Raw genomic sequence first — 22834 nt, 5'->3', positions numbered from 1 at the left:
TTTTAGATATTTGCTTCTAAATCCAATTGTGTAGTTAACCCGCCACTTTTAGCATAGCTATGAGTGGCTTTTTCAACGATCCATTTTAACTTATCCACCTCAGCTTTAAAGCCCTGTAGCTTGATTGGGGACTCAGTACTAATCTCAGGTAGCCCATAAGCCAAATTGATGCTGAATTTCGCCATTTGGCGCTTAATCTCAGCCATCTTCGCAGCACTCGCACGTTCGGCTTCGGTTTTGTTGGCAAACGTCCCTTTTAAGTGTTTCACCTTGCCTTTTTCACCAGTAATCACCTTTTCACGTTTCGCTTTACCTGTATCGTGATAACTCGTAGATACACCTGTATAGTCTGAGTCGCGGTCTTGCTCGGAATAACGGAATTGGTCACCATCGTTACGGGTAAGGGTGATTGACGGTAAATCTTTACCAGAAGCAGTTTTTGCGGTACCAGCTTTAAAGATGAGTAAACGATCTTTTTTAACCGCCATTTCAGCGCCATTTTGCTTTGAGATCCGAACAAGTAAATTAAGATCTGATTCATTGGTCTGGTCGATATGCTGAAGGTCAATTTTCTTTAAATCATCGGTCATAACTAAAGTTAAGTCATGATTTTTAGCAATCTCTGTAGCGATCTCACCAAATTTTTTCCGATGGAAAGATTTTGACTTTGCCTCCTTAATTTTACTTTTAAAGTTTGCACTGGAGGCTTTTATGGTGATGATGTCGGGGGAGCCAGACCATTCGGTTTCATCGACAATGAAGTCACCCTTGTCGTGCATACCTTCACCCACAAAACCAAGCTGACAATTAATTTTAACTCCCCGTCGTGGTAACTCTAAAACCCCATCGCTGTCATCCAGAGTAATGTCGAGCTGATCTGCTTCATTTGCGCGATTGTCCGTTACAGTCACACTCATGATGCGTTTAAGGATTTGCTCATTTAGGGGCTTACTATCTGCAGTGAGTAGGCAAACTGGCGTTTTAATCATGTATTTGCCCCTGTCTGCTGTTCGATACGGTCATCATCAACACGGCTAAGTTTGATTGTAAAATCAATCTTTCTGGGCACACCGTTGAACAATAAAACCTGTTTGGTCTCGTCAATGCTGTCGATGGTATAAACCCCATATAAATAACCGCTGCCATCGACCAGGACAAAGCCCTGTCCTGTATCAGCCATCGTTGCTAAGTCATCAATCGCAACACGATTACCAAAACCATGCTCCTGATAAATAAGACCAGGGAGAGAAATACTGTCATCCCCTGAGCCTATAAATTGACGTTTCTTGCGTCCTGTGGCCACAGCATTGTCTGCATATTGCCAAGTGCGTTGGCGTTGGATCTGAGTGAAAGTGAGTGTGTCTGTGGTAAAGGCAAATTGTCCTAAGCACATAAGCATGGTGAATTAATCCTTATCGCTATATCTTCTTTGTTGTTGAGCTAAAATTGAATTTTGATGTTGCTTCAGCTTTTGATCGACGATCATGGAAACTTGTTTAGGATCATTTACACCAGTGATACTGATCTGTGCACCCATGAAATGATTGGTAGTTTGAGTCGGTCGGTTTGCCATGGGAATAATTGCCTTGGTCGGTACGGTCTTTAAAGGGACTGTCGTCGTCGTTGGTTGAGCCAAGGTCGGGACTTGTGGAATTTTAGGAATATTAATGCTTGGGATTTTATTCATCCCTGTAATTAAAAGATTTACGGCATCAATCACTGAACGGATAGGTGTCAAAAGATAATCAATAAAAACGGCACCTGCTTGCATGACATAAGTTTTCATAGCAGTGAAGGCAGATCCGACTTTTTCAGGAAGGAGCATCATCCATCCAAAGAATTCACCAATAGCCGTACCGACTGTGGTCAGAATAGTTACGCCTAATTGCACAAAGCTTAAAACCAACTCACCAATGATGCCGATCACACTACCAATCATGATGCCCAGCGATGAACCATAAGAGGTCGCATTGGCAAGTTCCTGGTTCGTGGCTTGAAAAGGGGATAGTGCTTCAGCAAGGACACCTTTAAAAATTGTCCAGACTGAAACTAGGGCATCCCAAATGGGTTGTAATGGTGCAAGCGTAGTTTTTAATGTTGTGAATAAACTGCTTATCGTGTTTTTAAAGGGTGCCAGTCCAATCATCAGCCCTGACCAGAAGCCCTGAAAGAATGCCTTGATTGGTCCCCAGTAGCGATAAATGACTAAGGCAACGGCAACGATACCTGCAATCAGAAGTGTTAATGGATTGGTGATTGCTGCGATCGCTAAAGCTCGCATTCCAGTAATGACTAAAGGTATTGCCTGACGAGCCAAAAAGAAAAATGCACGACTTAAAAATTGAATGACTTTAGAAATTACCGTGAATCTATTCGGTAGACCAATACCAAACTTATTGGCAACTTTATGAGCAAGCCACATAAGAATGGTGAATTTTGTAATACCTGCAATAACGCTGACGATCGCCCCAAAAAATAAATTAGAAGTGTACTTTACCCCTAGTAAAGCGACTTTAAACATAAGCAGTTTAAGGGCAATACTCGCCAATGTTCTGACTAATTCGGGATTTGCTTCAACCCATGCTTTCACACGGCCAATAATCTCTGAAATCTGTTGAATAAATTTTCTGAGGTCATTTCCTAAAATTTTGTGAATTGAAATACTGAGGTCTTGCCATTCACCCCCCATATTCTCAATATCACCAGCTAAATTATCTTTGAGAATTTTTGCGGCAGCAGCAGCAGCACCTTTTGAGTTTTCTAGTTCGGTGGTGAGCTGTTTAATTTTATTGACGACTTTTCCTGTTTTTTCATCAACTATACCAGTCTGGTCGACGAGCACCGCCATTGCAGAAGCAGCTTCTGTTCCAGAGATATTAGACAGGACAGCAAGACGTTCCTGTGATCCCATTTTGCTCGTTTTAATTCTAAGATCATTAAGCACATCGGATAGATCACGCAAGTTACCTTTTGTGTCCGCAGTCTGTACACCTAGTCTATCCAAAGCTTTTTGGGCTTCTTTGGGTGGTGCTGCAAGACGCAACATAATGCCACGTAGTGCTGTACCTGCTTGGGTATCGATAATTTTGTTATCGCCTAATAAACCCGTCATGGCTACGGCTTGTTCGATGCTTGCCCCATATTGCTTGGCAACGGGTGCAACGTATTTCATCGTTTCACCTAGACCATCAACACTGGTAGCCGTGCCATTGGTGGCTTGTACAAATACGTCATTTACCCGTGTGATCTCACTGGCAGCTAAACCAAAACCATTAAGTGTTCCGACTGCGATTTGAGCCGCTTGTTTTAGCTCAACTTTACCTGCTTCGGCCAGTTGTAATGTCCCACCCAATGCCTTGCGAATTTGATCGACATTGAAGCCACCAGAACCGAGTTCAAATTGGGCTTGAGCCGCTTCAGTTGGACTAAAAGAAGAAGCTGCTCCCCATTTACGGGCATCCGCTTCAAGCTGCTTCATGGCTTCACTTGTTTTTTCTAAATTTAATACTGATTGCACACCACTGACTTGTTTTTCAAATTCAATGGCGGGTTTAAAAAACTGGTAAATCCCTGCGCCTGCAATAGCTCCACTCATGGCAATACTTTTAAACTCTTGGCGCATGTTCTTGCGACTTTCTGCGAGTTTTGCATTCCATTGGTCTGTTTTATGCAGGAGGGCAGTTAGAGCATGGTCAACATGCCCATATTCTGTAACGAGCATTCGAGATGCTGAACGCACTGCACTGGTATGTTTTTCTGTTTGTTTCAACGATTGATTATAACGTTGAGCATCAGATCCATTTAATGTTTGATTGAGTTGACGAATGCTCTGATTAAGTTCAGCAATGGAGTCTGAGCTTGATTCACTGTATTGGTGGATCATTTTAAGTGGTTTCGATGCTTCATCGATGATCGTTAGAATCGCACTTAGGGTTAAATTGCTCATTCACCATTGCCTATTTACTTTTGTACTTCACTACGAGCTTTTGCACGTTCATTCCATTGCATCAGCTCTTCAATTTCAAAATCCTCGCAATCCTTTGGTGTCCAGTGGAAAATTACCGCTAGATTGGCAATGACTTCATCTACACTGCTTGGGATTTTGCCTTCGCACTCACCAAAAAATTGGTTAACTCCACGGCCAGCGATGTGTAATCACCAATGTCCATTCCATTTAAGTCAGCGATGCTAAGGCTTGGGGCTGTGATACGCGTCAAAAGGGTATTGGTTGCTTCTACTTGCCACTTCAAAACATCTTGTAGGCTTAAATTACGTAACGTTCCAACGTTCGGCTTACGCAGAGTAATTTGAGTAATTGATTCAGTCCCTCGAATGATAGGATTCTCGAGCTCTACAATTCGAATGTTGGGATCAGTGATTGATTGAACATTCTGATCAGTTGAGCTTTCTGTAGTTTGGTTTTTCTCTGCAGTTGTCATGGATTTATCCTGGTTTAATTTGAGGGGGGAGGGGTTACCCGATCTTATAGACCGAGTAATTCACGGATTGCTGTTGCGAGATCACTATCGCCAAAACGTTCTTTACCGTTGATGAAATCAAGCTCAACTTGTACAACACCATCAACTTCCATACGGAAATAGGTGTAGTTGTAGGTCATTGTGATTTCGGTACGTTCACCATTTTTGCTATCACCAGGATCAAGTTCTAATGCCTGGCCACGCATATAAATTTCTACATTTTGACGGGTGCAATTGTCTTGTCGTTCATAAACACCGACATAGCGCACGGGTAAATCAGAAGTGCCACAAACGCCAAGTTGACGATATTGTTTAACGTCAAAGCCTGCATAGGTGACTTCACCTTCGAGCTTTTCATAGCCCATAGCCAGTGCAACATCACCAATCATGCCTGCGCCACGATAGTCGTCTGTTTTCTTGGTGATTTTGGGGATTGCGATTGACTCAACAACACCTGCCCAAGAATGTGTATCAACAAAAACATTAAAGTTTTTCAGTGTACGAGGAAGCATGTATCGACTCCTTAGGTCGTTGTGCCACCACCAAGCAATTTACTGAAATCAACTAAATAGCGATCGGTAATGCGTTGGTTTAAGCCTAAGTTTTCAAGGGTTGGAACAGGGGTGTAGTCATAATCGACCCAGAGCTGACCTTGTTGTAAACCTTGGATTGAGTTTTGAGCAGCGTCATACCAAACCGAAGCCCCCAATAGGTGACGAGCCGTGACATGCTCTTGTAGCTCAGCATTGATAGAGTCAATGATGTCTTTGGCCAAGTAAGGCGTAAGAGGTTGGTCCACAAAAGGGAAACAGCCATTTAAAATGGTTTCGAGGATGAATTGAGCGGTACGTGTTGCGACTTCAAAAGAAAAGCGCGGATCGTCTGAGCAATTTCGATTGCCCCAGAATCGAAAACCTAAATGCTGCATAAGGGTTGTGCAGTCGTTACGGTTTAAGTAGCCTGCATCTGTGTCAGGATCTTCCAGATCCCAAGTAATGGGCTGGCTGATTCCAGTTGGACCAGTCACTGGGATATTGGATACGGATTTATGCCAACCGACTTTTTCATCGGTTTCAGCTCGTAGAGCTGCTGCAGTGACAACGGCAGTAAAAATACCGTGTCCATACAATAGGGTTGGTTCAGGCATGATATTTCCATGTCATAGGATTGATGGGTTAATCATGCTGTGAATGTTTTGCTGCTGCTATTTGAGTGTTCCTGATTAAATGCTATTCAGGATTTAATGAAATACTAAAAAACCACCCGAAGGTGGTTTTTTAATTTTTTGATCAAGTGGTCGGTGTTGGATTTAAGCAGAAGGTTAAACTACCATCCTCATGTTCTATAAACGATGAGTTCACTACATCAGGATTTAATGTGTAGAAAGCGTCAGAGATCGGTACAAATTTAATTCTATACGCAACATCATCAATATTCTGCATATCAACGTATCCGTCGTAATCGGCCGTGATTCGATCCATATAAGCTAATGAAAATTGTCCTAAAATTGCTCCGATATTACCGCTTGCAAATGGGTTATCCATATCATTTACATATAATTCCCAACGACCTGCTAGGTGACTAAATGCGATTACTTGGCTTGCCCCCTCACAACTTATTGTGTGAGGGGGTATTACTCCCCCGAGTCAGTACCTAAAAATACATTGCCACTGGTGAATTCGGGCCAGACGATTTCAATTTCACGATGGCTTAAAGTTTGTCGGTAAGCCGTGACTGCTTCAGCCGTATCTAGCATTACTGCATCTTCATCACGAGGAGTAACGTAGCTATATGCGCGTAGCTTTTTGCACACAGCAGCTAATCCTTCAACGACATCAGGGCTTTCAACATCGGGAGCAATAATAATTTTAGGGATTAGACCTAAAATAGACTTTGCTGTCAGTAGCGCCTGAATGCCAGTACGACCTGCCGATGTCGTTGTGCCAATCACTTTGCTTGCTGTAAATATTGGACCATTAAATGGGGTAGGGACTCGAACAATAATCAGTGTTGGATTGGTGATTAATGCCGTGATTTCTAAGTTTTTTCGCAAGTTACCTGTTACACCTGCACTGGATAAAACTTGGTTAATTGATGGAACACGAACAGGAACGTTCTCAGGAAATACGCTAGGATCTGCGTCATCGGCAAATGCAATCATTGCAATAACATTTGTTTGAGCATCACGCATAGGGATGATGCCACTTTGAACTTCACGGCCAGAAATGCCGTGATGGGACTGCGCCATAGATAACTCCAAAAGTAGTTTGGCTTGTGGAGTTATCTTGAGGGGGGATTGATCTGGGTGCGAATGTTTGAATCCTGATTAAAACCTATTCAGGATAACTATTACTTTAAATACCCGACAAACTCATTAAATACATGTTGATATAATTCCTCATTCAATACCTTGGCTTTGTAAGAACCCATAAAAAGTGCAATTACATCGCCACCCCCTTCCGTACTGTGTGGCTTTTTATCATCAAGCACATACATGTGCCCGATCTTTAAATCACAAGCACTATCTGCACAAATCATACGGTCACTACCTGTGGAGATATGAATCGGCATGATGAATACATGCCCCGTGTTATCTATGTGATCAGGTAAGGGTGAACGCCATCCATAAATCTGAACACCATAAAATGGATGAGACGTGCCCACAATTTTTAGACCATCTGTTAGATATGTAAGTCGATCTTTAATACTGTTGATAGAATTTAAAATAGCAGGAGAAGTAATCTCTTGATCCCACACATAACCTTCAATTTGTTTAATCATTAAATAGCACTCGCAACACGAATAAAACCATGTGAGCCATCTTCACCTGCGACATATTGGTCTGGGGTTGAATCAGCCGCAATTAAAGAACGTTCACCAGTACCGCCTTTGCCAACATACAGACGGATATACTGGGTTTCAGTTGTGTTATTGGTATAGACCATGGTAATTTTTGCGCCTTCACCAGCTCCACCACCAAAGCCAATAGCACGATCTAAAGAACCATCTGCACCATCCCCACCTGCACCACGGCTTTCCATATCACTGGATGCTCCAGTATGATCTTCAGCCGTTGCGCTACCAGTTTCACCTTCATGTCGATTTGCAGAAGTAAATTCTCCTTCGAGTAGGTATTTTCCTCCTTCGCCTGCAAGACCATCAATCTTTTGACCACCATCTCCAACTACACCACCAACACCACCTTTGCCTCCACCTGCTATAAATTTGATTGTCGTGCCATCAATAGAGATATAGCTATCCTGACCATTTTGACCTTTAAGCTCTGGTGGGGTTGGAGTCTCATTCAAATCTACATAACGTGAAGAACCGCCACCACCTCCAGCACCAATAATAGTGAAGGCTTTTGATTCACCTGAAAGAATAGGAAAAACGACTGGTGTGCCTGTATATACATAAGTCCCGTTTCCCGTTGTTGAAGTTAAACCTTCAACTTGTACAATCGACCAACTAACGTTGCCGTTATATCCAATACGGGCGGAACCTGACCGATCAAAAACATATAAATCAATTCTGGCATCTTGACGTGTAATCGTCCAAGCTTCATGCCCACCCTCTGGTGTAATGTGAATTGCATAACGAGGATCTAAAAAGTTGATATTGCTATTTGCAGGGCGATTAATTACCCGTGCATCACCTTGTTTAATAACACCTGACAGAATCACCTTCGGATATAAAGATTCGAGACCATTGGCTAGATTTGAAAGCTGGAGCTGCAAGGCTTCAACTGCTTCAGACAATTGTTGCCGTGTGTCTGTATCAGCATTTTCCATCAACTCTTTAAGTTGTTTTAATGCAAGAATTGTTGCGAAATTTTTGATCACCCAATCTTTATTGGCTGTAACCATATTTGGATCGATACTGATTAATGCATCTCTGCCTGACTCTGTAGTTATATCAATGCTAATGGTTAATTCACCGCCAGCACCTTCAGCGATCACAGGTTTATAAGCTCCATGATAGTTTCCGATATAAATCAGTTTTCCTGCATTATCCTTTAAACCAATTTCATGCAAATTAAATCCACCGATATTGGCTTCAATAGTTGCAGTAACGGTGGTTACAGCACCATTGATTTGAACGGATTGCACGGGAACACTTGCCCTTTGGTTGATGAGAGCCGTTCGACTTTTTTGAGTGATGGGGTCATAAGGAATGCCATTGGCATCACCAAGAACAAGCTCACTTAATGTAATTGAAGCCACATCATGTGCCTGTGCAATTTGCGTTGCACCGAAATCCGTAAGCGTCACATAATATTTTGCTGCCATATTTTTTCCTAAAGTGTACTTAATTTAACGGTTTCACCTGAATGGCAGGCACCCACGATTTGAATATTTCCACTGCTCACAACTTTGGCTGAAATTGAAAAATTATCTCGAGCAGATTTGGTGGCTTCGACCGAAGTTTGAATCTGTAGAAGTTGATCAATAGAAATAGATATGTCTTTGATAATCACCACAAAGGTAAAAGGGGCTTGTGGTGGATTAAACTCATGCCATGCTTTGAGCTGAAAATTTTCTGCAAATTTACTGAGCAAACTTTCTATTGAAGAACGTGTGCCACGTTGGGCATTGAATACTCTACTTTCCTTAATGGCTTGACGTTTTTCTGCTTCGCTCCAATCTGATCTCCAATACTCGACGCGATGATCCCAAGCAAGCCAAGCAAGAAATGGCACAGGACATTGCTCGACTCGGTGCAACTCAATGAATGGCACAGGTAGTCGAGTAGTACGCTCACCAAGTTGTTCAATATTTCTTTCGAGTTTTGTCGCATTTGGAGGGAGTAAGCTAGACATCTCTAAACTCCGTAATATTGATGGTTATACCAATATTTTTTGCATATCTACTTTTAGGTATAACAATGTCATTCGGTGGATTATTGATAATGACGTTTTGAACTCCGCCCTGGTGCAATGCTCGAAATAATCCGCTGCGAGTTACGTCATAGCCTAGCGAGTTAGTGATCTTGATGTATTCAGCTAAAGCAGTTTCAGCAGCCTGCCTCACGACTTCTGTATCGGGACCAGGGAAAAGTACCAATGACGCATTTAAAGTCCAATTGGTAGGTGTGGCAGCTTTAACCGTGACTTTATCGGTAAAGGGTCTGCGCGTACTTGGAGTAAGTGTTTGATCCACGGTTGTTAAAAGTGATTGTGGCGCAATTTCGTTTATATGACTTTGTACCCAGATATCAACGTATCCAGAATTGGGGGTACTCACCGCAATATCTTTGATATGGCCATGTGCTGATAAGCCCCAAAATTGATAGCAACCTTCTGAACCTGCCGACATTGACTCTGGTTCGAGTTGAGTTCGTCGTCTTAAATCTTCATCCTCTTCCATCACCGCTTCAGTCGGTGGGGATGTGGTTGGATCTGCTTCAATGATGGTTTTACGATAAACATTTCGGTTCGCTGCGAGGTGATCCAGATCGGAGCCTTTGGCATAAGCAAGCATCAAGGCTTTGGCTTTTTCATTGATGTTGCCAGTTTTTAATAATTGTCGATATGCGAACGTTTGCAGCAATTTGACCAAAGGTTCGCTTTCATAATTTAGAACCGGTGCAAGATCAGGATCTCTCGAAATTAAATCAGCTTTACATTCTTGTAGCTCGGCTTCGTAGTCCAACGTTTCTAATACATTGGGGAAGGGGAGAGCTGATAAATCAATACGTGTGGTGCTCATGCAGCAGCTCCAATCAGAAAGTTTTCGGTGAAGGATTTTTCACCCATAGCTGAGATTTGGTTGCCCAAAATGAAAAAATCCCATTTCCCTGGTGTCTGCGAGGATTGATTCACTCGGATCTGACTGATTTTGATACGAGGTTCAAAACGAATTAGTGAAGTTGCAGCAGCGGACATGAGCTTAACTTCAGTAAGTTCGTTACAGGGTTGATCGATCAATTCAGGAACCAATGAGCCATAATTGCGACGGCATAAGCGTGTACCGATAAGGGTGCTTAAAATGTCGTGAATGGATTGTTTTAAGTGTGCATACTCTTGGCTTTCATCATCTGTAATTGCTAAACCAGTTAATCTAGACATACCTTTCATTATTTATGCTCCAGTAACCATAGGAGGACCAGATTGATCGGGTCCACCACGAACACCACCATGAGGATGTTTGACTAAACTTACTTTTCCAGCAATGACATCAATGGCAGAACTGATTTCCTGTTCAGCATGAACTTTGCCCTTAAAGAGGGTTTCGGGCACATCGAAAATACATTTGTTTAATTTGAAATTAGCTACACCCGTGGCAACGTTGACCACAATGCTATGCTCACCAAGCTGAATAAAAACTTCGTCTGGATTGTCAGTCGGAGGTGGATTTTCCTCAGAAAAAATGCTGATTTGAGGTATGGCACTGGTGAGCTCACCGCCTTGAGCTGTGACAGCAAATTGTTCGCCTATCGTTGGGCATCGCCAAAATTTCACCACACCTGCAGCAATGGTTGGGATTGGAATCCAATCGGTTTCGTTCTCATCAATTTTTAAGCGAATTTTGCCTGCAGATGCATCGACTGCAATGACGGTTCCGATACCTGCTAAGTTTTGAAATTGCCTGTTTAAATTGCTCATGTTGAAACTAAAAAGCCCATGATGATTGGATCATGGGCTTTTTGTATGAGGCTTGCTATTTGGGCATTCCTGATTAAAACCTATTCAGGATCAGAAGTTTTTTGCGGTTTCTTCTAATACTCTTTTGAGTCTTTGTTCGGCTTGTAGGAGTACCGAAACAAGATCGTCTTTAGAAAGTTGATTGCAGCTATCACTGGTGTCAGTTAAGCCCATAGATGCAACGATGTTAAGTGTGGCACGGACTTCATTGACGATATTGTAGTTATCTTCGCTTAGAGAAAAGCAGGGATTTTTCATGCTGAAATCTCCTCATGCTCAATGTTTAAAGTAACTTGTGTTTTTCTAAAAGCCCAACATTTATAGACATGCTGGTTGATGCTACTGCGGTAGGACATGTTGTGGTTTAAGTATTGAGGATGTGGTGCATTACTGTTGATTAATGCATTCAGCATGTCGGAACGTAATGGCAGATTTGGAATAGTGGCGTAAACCTGCGTTAGGTTAATGGCGATGGTTTCTGGCTGACTACTATGGTTGAATTGTTCAATACCATAGTCAAACAAAGCTGTCCAAAACTGTTGCAGATTTTGTCGCTGTATTTGGGTGATTGGGTCGAGAGTCAAACAAGCAATGGGTAAAACGATACGGCTGAGAGTAGTTTTCTTATGCCAAAGGACTTCGGCTTGTTGTGGCTGTCCGTATTGGTCAAGGATCAGTTGACTTACAGTATAAACAGGTCCGCCAGATTTGAGTTGTACCTGTGAACCTACAATGAGTTGTGGGTGATTTTGTTGTTGATACTGGAGTTGTTCTGCCATTTGGTTAAAGGCATTGATATAAGCTATTTTGATTTGGGCTGCTCTCTCTCCAGTAAAGCCCATAACCAAAAACATCCAACCATCTTTGGTCATTTCGTACATTGGGCGTTCTTCGCCTTTTACATCTTTATATTTAACGAGCTGAAAATTCAGCTCGTTAAAATTACTCAGACCAAAATTGGGCTGAGTAGATTCAACGCCCTCAAAATTGAGGGCGTTAAAATCCATTGCAAGTATTTTTTCGATTGTACGTAAAATATTGTCATGACGTTTGCCAAAGAATTCTGCAACTTTTAGGCTGTCAGTTTTGATTTGTTGATTTTGGATAAATACGGCTGTGCTGAGGTCATTCATTTGGCCGCCCCTTTTATTGTTGTAAAGATTTTTTGTAGCAATGTTGGCTTTTGTGCAAAGTCTGGTGATTGGATGCGTTGATAGCAGATTTTGTCGAGACGGTTTTGTGCCATTAGAATGTTATTCATGAGAAAATTCCAAATTATTTTTAAAATTTTCATCACTCAATGACGCCAATCATAGGGTGATGAGTTGCACGGAGTTGGCGTACCGAAGATCTAATCAACTCGGCGCAACCGAAGTTGCCACCGTACAACTCACCATAACGAACCTTAAACCTAAAATTAAGCGTAAGGAAGTACAGGCGTAAAAAAACCGCTTACGCGGGTCAACGCGATTAGATATGTATCGAGACGCCAATCTCGACCACTCATGTGGAGTGGTCTTAACAAGTTAACTTTGTTGATGAATGTTGTCAATAAATATGTTAAGTCGTTAAAATGTTATTGTATTTTTCGGTCAATGTTATATATTGATTCATAGATTTTCTGCTTAATTTAATCTGTTTAATCAGAGTGTTTTTAGGGTTCTATTGTGTGATGGGTATAAAAATTACAGCTTTTCATACTTGTCATTTACAAGGTTCACCACAACAGATATACGACAGCGTTCCTTATGCTTCTGATAGGGATAAAGAACAATGGCTAGGTCAAGGTTATTATTTTTGGACAGACTCATGCTTTTTTGCGAAAGAATGGGGGGCGCTACCTTCAAAATACCCAAATGGCTATGTGATTACCAAATTTGAAATAGAGATACCTATAGATAATTTCTTAGATTTAGTTGGTAATGTTGTCCACCAGTTGAAATTTGAAGAGCAAATTAGAAGTTATTTTAACCGTATGCAAATTATTTTTGATAAAGAGCATGCTAAAACTATACCTATTTCTAAAATGCTTGATCATTTTCGTTCTGAAGCTAAGGAAAAAAATGGAAATGGAGAAAATTTTTTTTCATACTCCGCGATTAAGGCAGCTGATATAGCTAATTTAACCTTTAGTTATCCTTATTCTCAAGGAGATATAGCTTCTTTAAGACTTGGTCATAAGTTATATCTACCAACAAGACAGCAGATTTATATTGCACCTGAATACGCAGATTGTCTTAAAGATAAGGATTTATATTTACTTTCTCGTCGAGTTAAATCAATGAGAGGGTACATTTATCAACCTGTGAAAATACCTGTAGTGAGAAAGACAAAATGAATAATTATACAGCTTTGGATGCAGTTACTAAGTGGATTAAAGAGTCTTCAGCTGAAGATTTTATTAGGAACTTTAATAAATTAGAGACTGAGTATGGTGGTATTACAATCGGTGAATATTTAGAAGAATATGGCATTTTAGAAAATGAAATTGAATTTCATAATATTATGACGACTGAAGATTTTGTATTTGGATTAGATGTTACTACTGAAAAAACTAATAGTTTTTCAGACTCTGGATTTAAATTATCAGATGAAACCAAAATTATTAGTATTGAAACTCAGCGAGTAGAATTGATAGAAATGCAATATACTAATTTTTTTGAAGCTGTGAATGATAGTCCTTACTTTGATGAAGCTTTCGCTGCATAGGAATTAAATAAAAATGTCTGTTAGTATTCAACTAAAATCATCTAGAGTCGAAGAGTTAATACTGGAAAAGTCTGAAACGGATATCGAAAAGACAGGTTTTACTCTTGAAGTTGGTACTAAGCTACCATCAGATGATGGTCAACATGATTTTTTTATTGAGTTAAGAACAGAGCTTCAATTAAAAGAAGGTTTTATTGTTAAGATATCATATGTTTCTGAATTCATTACAGATGTTGAAATTGATAATGAATTTAGAAATTCTAATTTTCCAAGAGTAAATGCACCAGCAATAGCATTTCCATTTTTCAGAGCCTTTATTTCTAATTTTCTATTAAATGCAGGTTATGAACCAATAATACTGCCATCGATTAATTTTACGAAAATTAAAGAAGCAAATTAGTCCAATTTAAATTTTTAATTAAAATTTGAATAAATATTAAAACCTTAATTAGTTTATTAATTAAGGTTTTTTATTAAGTTATATATTTATTTAAAATAAATATTACGTTTAGCTGTGTATTTGATAATCTAAATGTTTAAAAAAGCCTGAATTTCTTTTTCAATCCATTCTTGATCATCTTTACTGAAGCCAACCAGCTCTCGAACTGGGTAGCGTGTGGATTTTGCATTTTTGCTCGGTCGGATAGATTTTCCCTCCTGGTGTACTGAAGCCACAAAACCTGTACGTCCACCAAAACCAACAGAAACATGATTTTCAGAATATTCAGTTTTAAGCCGTTTACCAATATGTTGAAACATTGCTTTTTGCTTAATTTTTCCTACTTGTGAACGGATGGATGAACCGCCACTAGAAGATATACCATTTGTTGGTAAATACTTTACAATTCTCGATTTTCTGAAAGTACGAATACCATTAGCTTTTTGATCAAAACCTGTGTAGCTCGCTCCTGTATTTTGATAACTTTTAATTATGGCTTCTCTCGTCTTTCCACCTGCTTTTTTATATAAAAAACGTAATGGTGGATTACTTATTTGAGAAACTGCATCCTTTCGTGGAATAAAATTATGATTATCAACATCTTTTTGACTTTTAATTCGGTCACGATGGCGCACCCGTAAACCTTGTCCCAAACGTCGCATAAGCTCTCGACGTTGTGAGGGTTCAAGCAGTAAGGTGATTTGGTCAAGCCAATGATTTAAACCGTTGATCGCGTCCATTATTCACCTTCAGGGAAAAATCCGCCTTTTTCATCGTTCCAAACAAGGGGTGGGCAAACATGATAACTTTCATCTTCAGCCACAATTTTATCCCGTTGAGGGAAATCAATTTCAAGATCGAAAGTATCTGTATCAATAATTTCAGAGCTAAATGAAATTTGAATATCTTTAGCGGTCGCATCTAAATGCCGATTTTTAGATTTCAGCCATTCACGCAAGGCGACGATGACTTCTATCGGATCTGAACGGTAATCAAGGATGAGCAATCTGGCGGTATATTCCAAATAACCTTCTTTATGCGTTCCATTGAGGATCAGCAGATGACATTTATCTGCTGACATCATTGGAAAACGCTCATTTAAATATGGTTTAAGTGGAATCAGGGCTTTCATGCTTAATTATCCAGAGCAGCATAATTTAATTGTTCAGCAACTCGCACAGTCCACCCTTTACCGTAGCGCACCCATGTGCTTAAACTGGTGTAATGCTTGAGTCGCTCGGCATTAAACTTCATAAGTACATCATTTAAATCTGCTTTCTGGATGGCTTTTATTGTCAGTGGACCAATGATCCCATCCTCAGCCATTCCAACCGATTTTTGTAATTTACGCTTTGCTGTACCCATGCCAGCATTAATGGCGAAATCCCATACCTGAAAGACAATAGCAGGATCTAGATTGTCCGCATTGAGCTTGTCCCACCAATCACGCTTATAAATTCCTTTGGCTTGATCAAGGGTAAGATTCTTTATGTCAAAATCAGGATAGGTCATGGCAGAAATACCGTATTTCGTGCCTCTTAAAATACCTTTTCCAATGATGCCAGTGGTCCAGTTACCGCGATCATTTTTATCATCAGTAAACTTACCTTCATGGCCAATGAGACGATCAAATGCTTGTTCAAATGTCAGTTTCATTCTGTCACCTACTTAAACATTGCAGCAAAAGCAGCTTTAATTTCACTAATCAGTTCGCTTGGCTTTTTGCCCTCTAACAATCGAATCGATTGATAAAAGATGCCGACAAACAACAGACCAAACACGGCAAAAAATAGCATGACTACACCTTGTGCCGAATGAGAATAGTGCGTCAGCTTGAAATACTCAATAAAGGCAGCTCCACCATACAGGCTGATAGCAACACTAAATGCAAATTTGATAATCACGCCTTTGGTGATCTTGATTCGACCTTCTGCATCAATATCACCGCTTAAAGTGAGGGCAAAAATAGCCCCAATCACGGCAGCAATGATTTTGATAAACCACGGTAGTCCTTTGATACTAATTGGGTCATTCATGCCCATCCCCTTAATCCCAAAGCTTGAGTGTTTGTGGTGCTGCTGCTTTGGTTAAATCTGGTAATTGTATGGATTGATGTTCGTTTAAAAATATTTGTTCAATCTTTGAGTTTGCTTCAACTAAAGCTGGGAGCATATCGACCGCATTTGATCCGTAATAACGATATGCAATCGACTCTAAAGTATCTCCCTGTATAGCTTTGACTGATTTCATATAAGCCGAACTCGGTTACGTGATCGATTGGTTAAATCAGCGATCGTATGCTGAACAATCCTACGGAGAGCATCTGCTTTTTCTCTTTGATTTTCACCACGTACTTGTCCAGTAGTTGTGGTATCAAAATCAAGATTATCTTCACAAATCAGCGCTGCAGCTTCATAACTCACTGCTCGTTTATATTTGCGAATCTGTTCTTCTGATTGGATAGCAATACCGTCTAAGTCACCGTTGATGGTATCCATTGCCAATATGATTTTTTCAGTTAACAGAGGCTCACCTTTGGACTGATCTAAACGCACCTGAGCAAGTAAATCTTTAATGCTGACATTGGGATACTCAGCAATCGGATTTTGTACTTCTGCATTGGAGACAGGTGCATTTAGAAGCATGGTTTACTCCTTTGGCTTGGAGTCGGTGGACGCAGGATCAGCCCCATCGGCTGTTTGATCAGCCGTTGAAACTGCCTGCGAGCCGACAGTGGCGTCGGGAGACGACTCGGTTGCAGGTAGACGCAATCGTTTTTCAAGCTGTTCTAAATCTTTTTTACAGCCTGCTTTGGGATTGTATCGAAGTGCATTCTTATAAGCTGAAACAGCTTCCATTGGTTGTGCCTGGTTCAATGCATCACCTAAGGCACGATAAATTTTTGCCCGTACTTCATCGACCATTTGCTCGCCTTCACCAAGATTGATGATGCGCTCAATCAAGGACGCATGAGCGATCGCAAAGTTAGTATCATCGATAAAGACTTCAGCACATTGTTCAGTGACAAATTCAGCCGTTGTACGTGAATAGCCTTCAGGCATAACCATGTCATTCAACACGGCATATTCAGCAATACGTACAGCTAATTCAAACTCATTAGCATCAATTGCCCAAATCATTAAATGGACTAATACTGTATTTTGAGGGGAAGGCGAAACAGCAAGACAGCCATCAATATAGCCTTGATACTCAGGCAACCATTCTGCTTTTTTGGCAATACGTTCCTGAATCGATTTCATATCTTTTAAGATATTCAAATGATTGAACATACGCAGTTCAACGTTTGGAACATTTGCCAAAAGTTCTGCACCCGTTTGGATCGCTTGAGCTGCACTCGCAACGAGATCTGCTGCAACACTTTGCTTTTGGCGTGGATCAAGACTTTGCTGCGCTTTTAACGCTTTTTCTGCCAACATCTTTTCACGATGTTGGCGCATTGAATTCATACCCATAATTAAGCATCCACCTCAATGTTTTCGATTAACAAGCACTTGGTGTAGTCTTCAACCACAAAGTCTTCATTGACAGATTGATAATCGACTGCACGATCCCATTGAGGCTCATCTACGATTGAGCGATTAAAAGTGCCGTTTTGAAGATAGATCGACAAATTATCAAACGAGGTGATTAAAATGGTTTTTGCAGGGAAGCGTGGAACGTACATTGCAGGTAATGTACCAAGTTGCTTATTGGCATAAATAATACGCGCAGCAATTTGTTCAGTTGGATCTTGGATGGCATTCAACAGTGGTAAATATTTATCACTTAAAATGCCACGACCACAAATCACCACTAGACCACTTTCACGATGTTGTTCCGCGATATATTCTTCAATTCCGAATTCAACTAAGCCATCAATAGTTTTGAACTCATGTGCAGCGCCAATTTGCGTTTTAAAAACACCGCCACCTACATCTTCACCTTTGTAATGTTGCTCAGGGGCTTTTTCGCGGATTTTTTGCAACCAACCTTTTTTCACATCTTGTAATAATGGATTGGCAACACGGTCACTAGTCGGTGCACGATATACACCATTAAAACCGATACACAGTTTGTCTAATGCCACCGCACGAATGACCATTTCCTGCAGCTTTTTCTTAAAGTCTGGAAAATGTCGCCAAGCATTGAGTAAAACCCATTTCATGGCCACGTCATAATTGGTTTGAGTACAGTCGTATTCATCCAGTAAATCTAATGCACCGACTGGGGTTGGTTGACGTGCTTGGACGTTAGTGTTGGTATTGCCTGCAATGGTGCTCCCAATACTTAAAGCAATTTTTTCACCTTTTGCATTATCAATAGGGAAAATATTAATCAGCTTCAAGAAATCAGCATTTTGTTGATAGGCTTGAATAATTTTCTGTGTGGGTGCAGGTTGAACAGCAAAAGTTTCTCGTGTACTTTCAACACCATTTGCACGGGCAATGTCAGCTTTATAAGAATTAAATAACTGACGTGCTTGAGGTTGTAGAACGACTGACATAATTATTTAATTCCTTAGTAATCGACTACGTTAGCTGGGCTACCTGTGTGAACAGGCGGTGGATTCATTGGGGTTGTGCTCATGGTATTAAATTGGTTTTGTAAGCCAGTAAGACCTTGAGATAATTGTTGCAAAACTGCTTTCATATCAGCATCAGGAGCAGCAGTTGGATTTTGGGTGGATTGTTGTTCTGGAGCAGCCACAGATGGTGTTTGCTGAACTGGAGCTGTTGCAGGTGGTGTTTGTTGTGTTGGGCTAGTAACAGGTTGAGAGCTAAACGATTGTTTAAGTCCTTGAACCTCTTGTGTTAATGCTTTTAAACCATTCAAACATTGCACAACGCCCTGAGTTAACTGATTAGCCAGCTCATCACTAAATTGTTCTTTGGGTTTTGCTGCAGGCGTGAACGCTTCTTTAAGCTGATCAAGAAGGCTTTTACCTTCATTGGGATTTTGTTCAGACATGGTGATATAGATCTCCGAATCAGGTTGGGTACTGAGCGAATGAGGACTTGCAGAAAACTTAATGGCTTGAGTACCTAAAGAATTCGGGGTATCGGTCATACCTAAACCGACTTGATAGGCTTTCCCAGTCCCTGCGAAATTGCGATAGAACTCGATTGAAGGGTAAATTTTTTGCCCTTTTTTATTCATGGCAACAAAGTTCGGCAAAGCAGAAAGAGTGTTGTACAAACACATCAATCCGTTTTCTTCAACCGCTTCGACTTTCAAAATATCGCCATACGCATTGAAGGGTGGTTCAGGTGAAAAGCCTGTCCAATGCTCGATATTGATACGTCCTGCGTAATGTTCAGGATTGTATGAATCAGCCATTTCTTGAATTTCTTGACGTGTTAATTCACGCCCATCCACAGTTTGCCCTTCACGAGCAACTCGAAAGCGTTTGATTACACGTCCTTCTCCTGGTAGCTCCGCCATTTGTTATTCCACATATCATTTTTACGATGATTGAAGTCTGCTTCGGAGCTATGGTTTGGTGCAATCGAACCTATCCTGATTAAGCGGTAATCAGGAATACATCACTCAAAGATTTTTTGTGCTTAAAGCAACATTAAGCACATGAATACAAATACACCGACGTTCCTAGAACTCATGAACCCAAGACAGCAGGGAAGAATACTTTTCTCAATGGGTATGTCTGTCTCAGAAATCGCCAAACATACTGGGGAAAATCGTTCGACTGTCGAAAGTTGGAAGCAGCGCGATCAATGGTCTAAAACGGATGTTTATGATGAGGTGACAACTGGTTTAAAAATTCGCTATATGACGCTGACTTTTATGGAAAATAAAAGTAATGCGAATTACAAAGAAATGGACATGATTGCTCGACAATTCGAGCGATGGGCAAAAATTCAAAAGTATCTTGAATCAGGGAAACAAACAGATCTCAATCCGAATCTTGAAAATCGTAACGCAGCTCCGAAAAAGAAAAAGTTAAAAAATCAGATCACGCTTGAGGACTTGGAAAAACTTGAAGAGGCATTCAAGGAGTTTTTATACGTTTATCAAGAGGAATGGATGGATGCCGTTTCCTGGTCTCGAATCTTTATTTTATTGAAATCACGACAGATTGGTGCCACTTATATTTTTGCGCTTTGGGCATTAATCGATTTATTAAAAACTGGGAAAAACAAAATTTTTATGTCGGCATCCAAAGCGCAGGCATATCAATTCATTGAATACATCAAAGCCTTTGTATTGGATGTGATTGGCTTGGATCTGACTGGAGATCCGATTGTTATTAACGGACCGAATGGCCAAGCAACAGTTTATTACTTGGGGACGAATGCGCTAACAGCCCAAGGCCGTCATGGTGATGTGATCATGGACGAATTCTTTTGGATTCGTAAGTTTTTACAGTTCAAAAAAGTCGCTTCAGCGATGGCTTCACAAAAGATGTATAAGCAAATTTATATGTCTACGCCATCCAGTATTTTGCATGAAGCCTATACCTTTTGGACGGGTAAAGACAGCAAACGAAAATTACCGATTGAGATCGATGTCAGTAAAACTGCATTAAAAGCCCCAGTTAAATGTGCAGACAGAAAAACACGGCAAATCGTGACATTGACTGATGCTGAAGAAAAAGGCTGTGATCTATTTGATCGTGAGGATCTGCTTGCCGAATATGGTGATGAAGAGTTTGCCAATTTGTTTGATTGTGAGTTTATTGACGATTCAGGATCTTACTTCCCATTAAAAGAAATCATCCCGAACATGGTCGACAGTTGGGAAGTCTGGAAAGACTTTTTCCCGAATCAGAATCCACGTTATGCAGGGGAAGTTTGGTTAGGTTATGACCCTTCATTCACAGGTGATAATGCAGCTTTAGCAGTTATAGCACCGCCACAAACACCGCTTGAACCCTATCGAATTCTTGAGATTAAACAATTTCATGGAATGAAAGCCAGTGAGCAAGCTTTGTATATCAAAAAGGTTTGTGGGCGATACAACGTGACTTTTATCGGTATTGATAACACAGGTAACGGTTTGGCCGTGGCTGAACACGTTGAACTTTTCTTTCCTCAATTGACTCGCTTGAACTACACCCCTGAATTAAAAATCCGCATGGGGCTTCGAGTTAAAGAGCTATTTCAAAAACGTAGACTACATTTCGATGCAGGTTTGCAAATTGTTGCTAAGTCATTCTTGTCAATCAAAAAAGCCTTAACTGGTGGCGGTGGAAATAAAACACTGGTTACCAGTCGTAGTGCTGAAACTGGGCATGGTGACATAGCTTGGGCAGTGATGAATGGTTTGGAAAATGCGCCAATTATTCACGTTGCTGATCAATCACATCTTGGCGCACATCAAAGCCGAATCAGAGTATTTAATTCATGAGAATATTGGACAGAGTTATTTCGACTGTTTTTCCACGTTTGGAGCAGATGTCGGCAGCAGGATCTGGTTTATCTTCGCCTGAAGAACAACCACAATCAAAAACGATTATGAGTAGTTTCGGAGATGCAGAACCAGTATTGGATGGACATGCATTATTTGAATATGGTTATTGTCCTGTCTGGCAAGATTGGTATGAATTACCTTTTGATATTGCTGCGACTGCAAAACTTTATCGTGGTACCAGTCACCATACCAGTGCGATCGTGATCAAGCGTAATATTCTTTCAGGTGATTTTATTCCGCATCCATTATTAAGCCGACATGAGTTTAATTCTTTGGCATTGAACCTAATCACTTTTGCAAACTGTTATACCCATATTCAATATAATCGGTTTAGAAGTGTTTTGAAGTTAACATCACGTCCTGCCGTCAATATGCGAAAGGGGACTGACCTTTCAAAGTTTTATCAGTTAGATAGTTTTCAAAGTAAACAACATGTTTTTGAACCTGAAGAAATTATCCATGTAGCCGATGCTGACATCATGCAGGAAATTTATGGTGTTCCAAATTATTTAAGTAGCATCAACGCGATTTTATTAAATGAAGCTGCGACTTTATTCCGTAGACGCTATTACAAAAATGGTGCACATGCTGGGTTTATCTTACATATCACTGATGCTCTAAAATCACAGAAAGATGTTGATGTATTAGAAGAATCATTACAAAACTCAAAAGGGGCAGGCAACTTTAAGAATCTTTTGGTCTACACACCAGGAGGAAAAGAGAAAGGTTTAAACGTTATTCCTCTTGCCGAAGTCGCTGCTAAGGATGAGTTTTATAATATTAAGATTGCCAGTCGTGATGATCAGCTTGCAGGCCATCGCATTCCACCTCAATTGATGGGTGTGGTACCGCAAAACTCAGGTGGGTTTGGTGATATTGAAAAGGCTGCAAGAGTCTTTTATTACAATGAGATTGTTTACTATCAAAACCTACTAAAACAAATTAATGATCGGCTTGGTATTGAAGTTATTAAGTTTAAAGAATATGACTTAATTTCATCTATCACTAAGCCATAATTACCTGAATTATATCAAAAAACCTATATAAAATATACATTTATTCTTTTTTATAATGCCAAGTTTTAATGCTTGGCATTTTTTTTTGCTCAATAAAATAGTCAGTAGGTCAGGTTACACC

At 40.4% G+C, this 22834-nt stretch carries 32 protein-coding genes; 5 read left to right on the top strand and 27 right to left on the bottom strand.

Translation table 11 applies throughout. The features are described 5' to 3' along the window. Nucleotides 1–2: 2 nt before the first annotated feature. The 18 genes from E0H82_RS02725 to E0H82_RS16740 form a co-directional block, all read right to left on the bottom strand. The gene (locus E0H82_RS02725; RefSeq protein ID WP_131262883.1) at nucleotides 3–989 is read right to left on the bottom strand and encodes a contractile injection system protein, VgrG/Pvc8 family; all 987 of its coding nucleotides are present in this window, start codon (nucleotides 987–989) and stop codon (nucleotides 3–5) included. Further along, nucleotides 986–1399 carry a phage tail protein gene (locus E0H82_RS02720; RefSeq protein ID WP_131262882.1) on the bottom strand — a complete coding sequence of 138 codons (414 nt, stop codon included), beginning with the start codon at nucleotides 1397–1399 and terminating at the stop codon, nucleotides 986–988. The genes E0H82_RS02725 and E0H82_RS02720 overlap by 4 nt, the downstream gene beginning before the upstream one ends. A gap of 6 nt (nucleotides 1400–1405) precedes the next feature. Beyond that, the gene (locus E0H82_RS02715; RefSeq protein WP_131262881.1) at nucleotides 1406–3946 is read right to left on the bottom strand and encodes a phage tail tape measure protein; all 2541 of its coding nucleotides are present in this window, start codon (nucleotides 3944–3946) and stop codon (nucleotides 1406–1408) included. Between the two features lie 14 nt (nucleotides 3947–3960). Further along, nucleotides 3961–4077, bottom strand: coding sequence for a GpE family phage tail protein (locus E0H82_RS02710; RefSeq protein ID WP_131262968.1), 117 nt, complete (start codon nucleotides 4075–4077; stop codon nucleotides 3961–3963). 8 nt (nucleotides 4078–4085) lie between these two features. Then, nucleotides 4086–4439: a phage tail assembly protein gene (locus E0H82_RS02705; RefSeq protein WP_131262880.1), complete on the bottom strand. Its 354-nt coding sequence runs from the start codon at nucleotides 4437–4439 to the stop codon at nucleotides 4086–4088. Between the two features lie 44 nt (nucleotides 4440–4483). Then, entirely contained in the window at nucleotides 4484–4990 is a 507-nt protein-coding gene (locus E0H82_RS02700; protein WP_131262879.1) for a phage major tail tube protein, read from the bottom strand. An 11-nt stretch (nucleotides 4991–5001) separates the two neighbouring features. Next, the gene (locus E0H82_RS02695; protein WP_131262878.1) at nucleotides 5002–5625 is read right to left on the bottom strand and encodes a phage tail sheath C-terminal domain-containing protein; all 624 of its coding nucleotides are present in this window, start codon (nucleotides 5623–5625) and stop codon (nucleotides 5002–5004) included. A 142-nt stretch (nucleotides 5626–5767) separates the two neighbouring features. Continuing rightward, a complete protein-coding gene (locus E0H82_RS02690; RefSeq protein ID WP_131262877.1) occupies nucleotides 5768–6022 on the bottom strand; it encodes a hypothetical protein in 255 nt (84 codons plus the stop codon). Between the two features lie 89 nt (nucleotides 6023–6111). Then, nucleotides 6112–6726, bottom strand: coding sequence for a hypothetical protein (locus E0H82_RS02685; RefSeq protein WP_131262876.1), 615 nt, complete (start codon nucleotides 6724–6726; stop codon nucleotides 6112–6114). Between the two features lie 101 nt (nucleotides 6727–6827). Then, nucleotides 6828–7259: a hypothetical protein gene (locus E0H82_RS02680; RefSeq protein WP_131262875.1), complete on the bottom strand. Its 432-nt coding sequence runs from the start codon at nucleotides 7257–7259 to the stop codon at nucleotides 6828–6830. Next, nucleotides 7259–8767: a phage tail protein gene (locus E0H82_RS02675; RefSeq protein ID WP_131262874.1), complete on the bottom strand. Its 1509-nt coding sequence runs from the start codon at nucleotides 8765–8767 to the stop codon at nucleotides 7259–7261. Before E0H82_RS02675 ends, E0H82_RS02680 begins: the two co-directional genes overlap by 1 nt. Before the next feature lie 8 nt (nucleotides 8768–8775). Continuing rightward, complete coding sequence (locus E0H82_RS02670; protein WP_131262873.1) at nucleotides 8776–9297, bottom strand: phage tail protein I; 522 nt, start codon at nucleotides 9295–9297, stop codon at nucleotides 8776–8778. Beyond that, a complete protein-coding gene (locus E0H82_RS02665; RefSeq protein ID WP_131262872.1) occupies nucleotides 9290–10186 on the bottom strand; it encodes a baseplate assembly protein in 897 nt (298 codons plus the stop codon). Before E0H82_RS02665 ends, E0H82_RS02670 begins: the two co-directional genes overlap by 8 nt. Next, on the bottom strand, nucleotides 10183–10545 hold the full coding sequence (locus E0H82_RS02660; RefSeq protein WP_228130570.1) for a GPW/gp25 family protein: 363 nt from the start codon (nucleotides 10543–10545) through the stop codon (nucleotides 10183–10185). The genes E0H82_RS02665 and E0H82_RS02660 overlap by 4 nt, the downstream gene beginning before the upstream one ends. Before the next feature lie 12 nt (nucleotides 10546–10557). Then, nucleotides 10558–11082 carry a phage baseplate assembly protein V gene (locus tag E0H82_RS02655; protein ID WP_131262871.1) on the bottom strand — a complete coding sequence of 175 codons (525 nt, stop codon included), beginning with the start codon at nucleotides 11080–11082 and terminating at the stop codon, nucleotides 10558–10560. A 90-nt stretch (nucleotides 11083–11172) separates the two neighbouring features. Beyond that, entirely contained in the window at nucleotides 11173–11379 is a 207-nt protein-coding gene (locus tag E0H82_RS02650; RefSeq protein WP_131262870.1) for a hypothetical protein, read from the bottom strand. Further along, the gene (locus E0H82_RS02645; protein ID WP_131262869.1) at nucleotides 11376–12254 is read right to left on the bottom strand and encodes a Rha family transcriptional regulator; all 879 of its coding nucleotides are present in this window, start codon (nucleotides 12252–12254) and stop codon (nucleotides 11376–11378) included. The genes E0H82_RS02650 and E0H82_RS02645 overlap by 4 nt, the downstream gene beginning before the upstream one ends. Continuing rightward, nucleotides 12251–12382, bottom strand: coding sequence for a hypothetical protein (locus E0H82_RS16740; RefSeq protein ID WP_265937185.1), 132 nt, complete (start codon nucleotides 12380–12382; stop codon nucleotides 12251–12253). Before E0H82_RS16740 ends, E0H82_RS02645 begins: the two co-directional genes overlap by 4 nt. A gap of 411 nt (nucleotides 12383–12793) precedes the next feature. On the opposite strand from E0H82_RS16740, the gene E0H82_RS02640 reads away from it, so the two are divergent. From E0H82_RS02640 to E0H82_RS02630, 3 genes are read left to right on the top strand one after another with little or no spacing between them, the layout of a single operon-like run. Further along, nucleotides 12794–13459, top strand: a complete 666-nt coding sequence (locus E0H82_RS02640) for a hypothetical protein (RefSeq protein WP_131262868.1) — start codon at nucleotides 12794–12796, stop codon at nucleotides 13457–13459. Further along, entirely contained in the window at nucleotides 13456–13830 is a 375-nt protein-coding gene (locus tag E0H82_RS02635; RefSeq protein ID WP_131262867.1) for a hypothetical protein, read from the top strand. Before E0H82_RS02640 ends, E0H82_RS02635 begins: the two co-directional genes overlap by 4 nt. A gap of 13 nt (nucleotides 13831–13843) precedes the next feature. Further along, nucleotides 13844–14230: a protein-export chaperone SecB gene (locus tag E0H82_RS02630; RefSeq protein ID WP_131262866.1), complete on the top strand. Its 387-nt coding sequence runs from the start codon at nucleotides 13844–13846 to the stop codon at nucleotides 14228–14230. A gap of 128 nt (nucleotides 14231–14358) precedes the next feature. Here E0H82_RS02630 and E0H82_RS02625 read toward each other — a convergent pair whose 3' ends face one another. From E0H82_RS02625 to E0H82_RS02585, 9 genes are read right to left on the bottom strand one after another with little or no spacing between them, the layout of a single operon-like run. Continuing rightward, on the bottom strand, nucleotides 14359–15009 hold the full coding sequence (locus E0H82_RS02625; protein ID WP_131262865.1) for a phage virion morphogenesis protein: 651 nt from the start codon (nucleotides 15007–15009) through the stop codon (nucleotides 14359–14361). Further along, nucleotides 15009–15401 (bottom strand): phage tail protein, encoded by a 393-nt coding sequence (locus E0H82_RS02620; RefSeq protein ID WP_131262864.1) that lies wholly within the window; start codon nucleotides 15399–15401, stop codon nucleotides 15009–15011. The genes E0H82_RS02625 and E0H82_RS02620 overlap by 1 nt, the downstream gene beginning before the upstream one ends. 2 nt (nucleotides 15402–15403) lie before the next feature. Next, nucleotides 15404–15919 (bottom strand): glycoside hydrolase family 108 protein, encoded by a 516-nt coding sequence (locus E0H82_RS02615; protein ID WP_131262967.1) that lies wholly within the window; start codon nucleotides 15917–15919, stop codon nucleotides 15404–15406. Nucleotides 15920–15933: 14 nt separating this feature from the next. After that, nucleotides 15934–16305 carry a hypothetical protein gene (locus E0H82_RS02610; RefSeq protein WP_131262863.1) on the bottom strand — a complete coding sequence of 124 codons (372 nt, stop codon included), beginning with the start codon at nucleotides 16303–16305 and terminating at the stop codon, nucleotides 15934–15936. Between the two features lie 10 nt (nucleotides 16306–16315). Next, nucleotides 16316–16519 (bottom strand): tail protein X, encoded by a 204-nt coding sequence (locus tag E0H82_RS02605; protein ID WP_131262862.1) that lies wholly within the window; start codon nucleotides 16517–16519, stop codon nucleotides 16316–16318. Then, on the bottom strand, nucleotides 16516–16914 hold the full coding sequence (locus E0H82_RS02600) for a head completion/stabilization protein (RefSeq protein ID WP_131262861.1): 399 nt from the start codon (nucleotides 16912–16914) through the stop codon (nucleotides 16516–16518). Before E0H82_RS02600 ends, E0H82_RS02605 begins: the two co-directional genes overlap by 4 nt. A 3-nt stretch (nucleotides 16915–16917) precedes the next feature. After that, entirely contained in the window at nucleotides 16918–17742 is an 825-nt protein-coding gene (gene gpM, locus E0H82_RS02595) for a phage terminase small subunit (protein WP_131262860.1), read from the bottom strand. 2 nt (nucleotides 17743–17744) lie between these two features. Further along, entirely contained in the window at nucleotides 17745–18773 is a 1029-nt protein-coding gene (locus tag E0H82_RS02590; protein WP_131262859.1) for a phage major capsid protein, P2 family, read from the bottom strand. Between the two features lie 14 nt (nucleotides 18774–18787). Then, nucleotides 18788–19711, bottom strand: a complete 924-nt coding sequence (locus tag E0H82_RS02585; RefSeq protein ID WP_131262858.1) for a GPO family capsid scaffolding protein — start codon at nucleotides 19709–19711, stop codon at nucleotides 18788–18790. A 141-nt stretch (nucleotides 19712–19852) separates the two neighbouring features. Between E0H82_RS02585 and E0H82_RS02580 the strand changes: the two genes are divergently transcribed. Together E0H82_RS02580 and E0H82_RS02575 are read left to right on the top strand one after the other, a co-directional pair. Next, entirely contained in the window at nucleotides 19853–21634 is a 1782-nt protein-coding gene (locus tag E0H82_RS02580; protein WP_213073952.1) for a terminase large subunit domain-containing protein, read from the top strand. Then, nucleotides 21631–22713, top strand: a complete 1083-nt coding sequence (locus tag E0H82_RS02575; RefSeq protein WP_213073950.1) for a phage portal protein — start codon at nucleotides 21631–21633, stop codon at nucleotides 22711–22713. The genes E0H82_RS02580 and E0H82_RS02575 overlap by 4 nt, the downstream gene beginning before the upstream one ends. Nucleotides 22714–22834 lie beyond the last annotated feature (121 nt).

Origin of the sequence: Acinetobacter sp. ANC 4910 (genome assembly GCF_004331035.1) — a bacterium.
GTDB lineage: Bacteria > Pseudomonadota > Gammaproteobacteria > Pseudomonadales > Moraxellaceae > Acinetobacter.
This window is presented reverse-complemented; position numbering and strand designations above follow the sequence as displayed.

What these genes read in the sequence shown, in the direction of transcription:
- E0H82_RS02725 (WP_131262883.1), bottom strand. Translation starts at nt 989, where the DNA reads ATGATTAAAACGCCAGTTTGCCTACTCACTGCAGATAGTAAGCCCCTA.
- E0H82_RS02720 (WP_131262882.1), bottom strand. Translation starts at nt 1,399, where the DNA reads ATGCTTATGTGCTTAGGACAATTTGCCTTTACCACAGACACACTCACT.
- E0H82_RS02715 (WP_131262881.1), bottom strand. Translation starts at nt 3,946, where the DNA reads ATGAGCAATTTAACCCTAAGTGCGATTCTAACGATCATCGATGAAGCA.
- E0H82_RS02705 (WP_131262880.1), bottom strand. Translation starts at nt 4,439, where the DNA reads ATGACAACTGCAGAGAAAAACCAAACTACAGAAAGCTCAACTGATCAG.
- E0H82_RS02700 (WP_131262879.1), bottom strand. Translation starts at nt 4,990, where the DNA reads ATGCTTCCTCGTACACTGAAAAACTTTAATGTTTTTGTTGATACACAT.
- E0H82_RS02695 (WP_131262878.1), bottom strand. Translation starts at nt 5,625, where the DNA reads ATGCCTGAACCAACCCTATTGTATGGACACGGTATTTTTACTGCCGTT.
- E0H82_RS02690 (WP_131262877.1), bottom strand. Translation starts at nt 6,022, where the DNA reads ATGGATAACCCATTTGCAAGCGGTAATATCGGAGCAATTTTAGGACAA.
- E0H82_RS02685 (WP_131262876.1), bottom strand. Translation starts at nt 6,726, where the DNA reads ATGGCGCAGTCCCATCACGGCATTTCTGGCCGTGAAGTTCAAAGTGGC.
- E0H82_RS02680 (WP_131262875.1), bottom strand. Translation starts at nt 7,259, where the DNA reads ATGATTAAACAAATTGAAGGTTATGTGTGGGATCAAGAGATTACTTCT.
- E0H82_RS02675 (WP_131262874.1), bottom strand. Translation starts at nt 8,767, where the DNA reads ATGGCAGCAAAATATTATGTGACGCTTACGGATTTCGGTGCAACGCAA.
- E0H82_RS02670 (WP_131262873.1), bottom strand. Translation starts at nt 9,297, where the DNA reads ATGTCTAGCTTACTCCCTCCAAATGCGACAAAACTCGAAAGAAATATT.
- E0H82_RS02665 (WP_131262872.1), bottom strand. Translation starts at nt 10,186, where the DNA reads ATGAGCACCACACGTATTGATTTATCAGCTCTCCCCTTCCCCAATGTA.
- E0H82_RS02660 (WP_228130570.1), bottom strand. Translation starts at nt 10,545, where the DNA reads ATGTCTAGATTAACTGGTTTAGCAATTACAGATGATGAAAGCCAAGAG.
- E0H82_RS02655 (WP_131262871.1), bottom strand. Translation starts at nt 11,082, where the DNA reads ATGAGCAATTTAAACAGGCAATTTCAAAACTTAGCAGGTATCGGAACC.
- E0H82_RS02650 (WP_131262870.1), bottom strand. Translation starts at nt 11,379, where the DNA reads ATGAAAAATCCCTGCTTTTCTCTAAGCGAAGATAACTACAATATCGTC.
- E0H82_RS02645 (WP_131262869.1), bottom strand. Translation starts at nt 12,254, where the DNA reads ATGAATGACCTCAGCACAGCCGTATTTATCCAAAATCAACAAATCAAA.
- E0H82_RS16740 (WP_265937185.1), bottom strand. Translation starts at nt 12,382, where the DNA reads ATGAATAACATTCTAATGGCACAAAACCGTCTCGACAAAATCTGCTAT.
- E0H82_RS02640 (WP_131262868.1), top strand. Translation starts at nt 12,794, where the DNA reads ATGGGTATAAAAATTACAGCTTTTCATACTTGTCATTTACAAGGTTCA.
- E0H82_RS02635 (WP_131262867.1), top strand. Translation starts at nt 13,456, where the DNA reads ATGAATAATTATACAGCTTTGGATGCAGTTACTAAGTGGATTAAAGAG.
- E0H82_RS02630 (WP_131262866.1), top strand. Translation starts at nt 13,844, where the DNA reads ATGTCTGTTAGTATTCAACTAAAATCATCTAGAGTCGAAGAGTTAATA.
- E0H82_RS02625 (WP_131262865.1), bottom strand. Translation starts at nt 15,009, where the DNA reads ATGGACGCGATCAACGGTTTAAATCATTGGCTTGACCAAATCACCTTA.
- E0H82_RS02620 (WP_131262864.1), bottom strand. Translation starts at nt 15,401, where the DNA reads ATGAAAGCCCTGATTCCACTTAAACCATATTTAAATGAGCGTTTTCCA.
- E0H82_RS02610 (WP_131262863.1), bottom strand. Translation starts at nt 16,305, where the DNA reads ATGAATGACCCAATTAGTATCAAAGGACTACCGTGGTTTATCAAAATC.
- E0H82_RS02605 (WP_131262862.1), bottom strand. Translation starts at nt 16,519, where the DNA reads ATGAAATCAGTCAAAGCTATACAGGGAGATACTTTAGAGTCGATTGCA.
- E0H82_RS02600 (WP_131262861.1), bottom strand. Translation starts at nt 16,914, where the DNA reads ATGCTTCTAAATGCACCTGTCTCCAATGCAGAAGTACAAAATCCGATT.
- gpM (WP_131262860.1), bottom strand. Translation starts at nt 17,742, where the DNA reads ATGGGTATGAATTCAATGCGCCAACATCGTGAAAAGATGTTGGCAGAA.
- E0H82_RS02590 (WP_131262859.1), bottom strand. Translation starts at nt 18,773, where the DNA reads ATGTCAGTCGTTCTACAACCTCAAGCACGTCAGTTATTTAATTCTTAT.
- E0H82_RS02585 (WP_131262858.1), bottom strand. Translation starts at nt 19,711, where the DNA reads ATGGCGGAGCTACCAGGAGAAGGACGTGTAATCAAACGCTTTCGAGTT.
- E0H82_RS02580 (WP_213073952.1), top strand. Translation starts at nt 19,853, where the DNA reads ATGAATACAAATACACCGACGTTCCTAGAACTCATGAACCCAAGACAG.
- E0H82_RS02575 (WP_213073950.1), top strand. Translation starts at nt 21,631, where the DNA reads ATGAGAATATTGGACAGAGTTATTTCGACTGTTTTTCCACGTTTGGAG.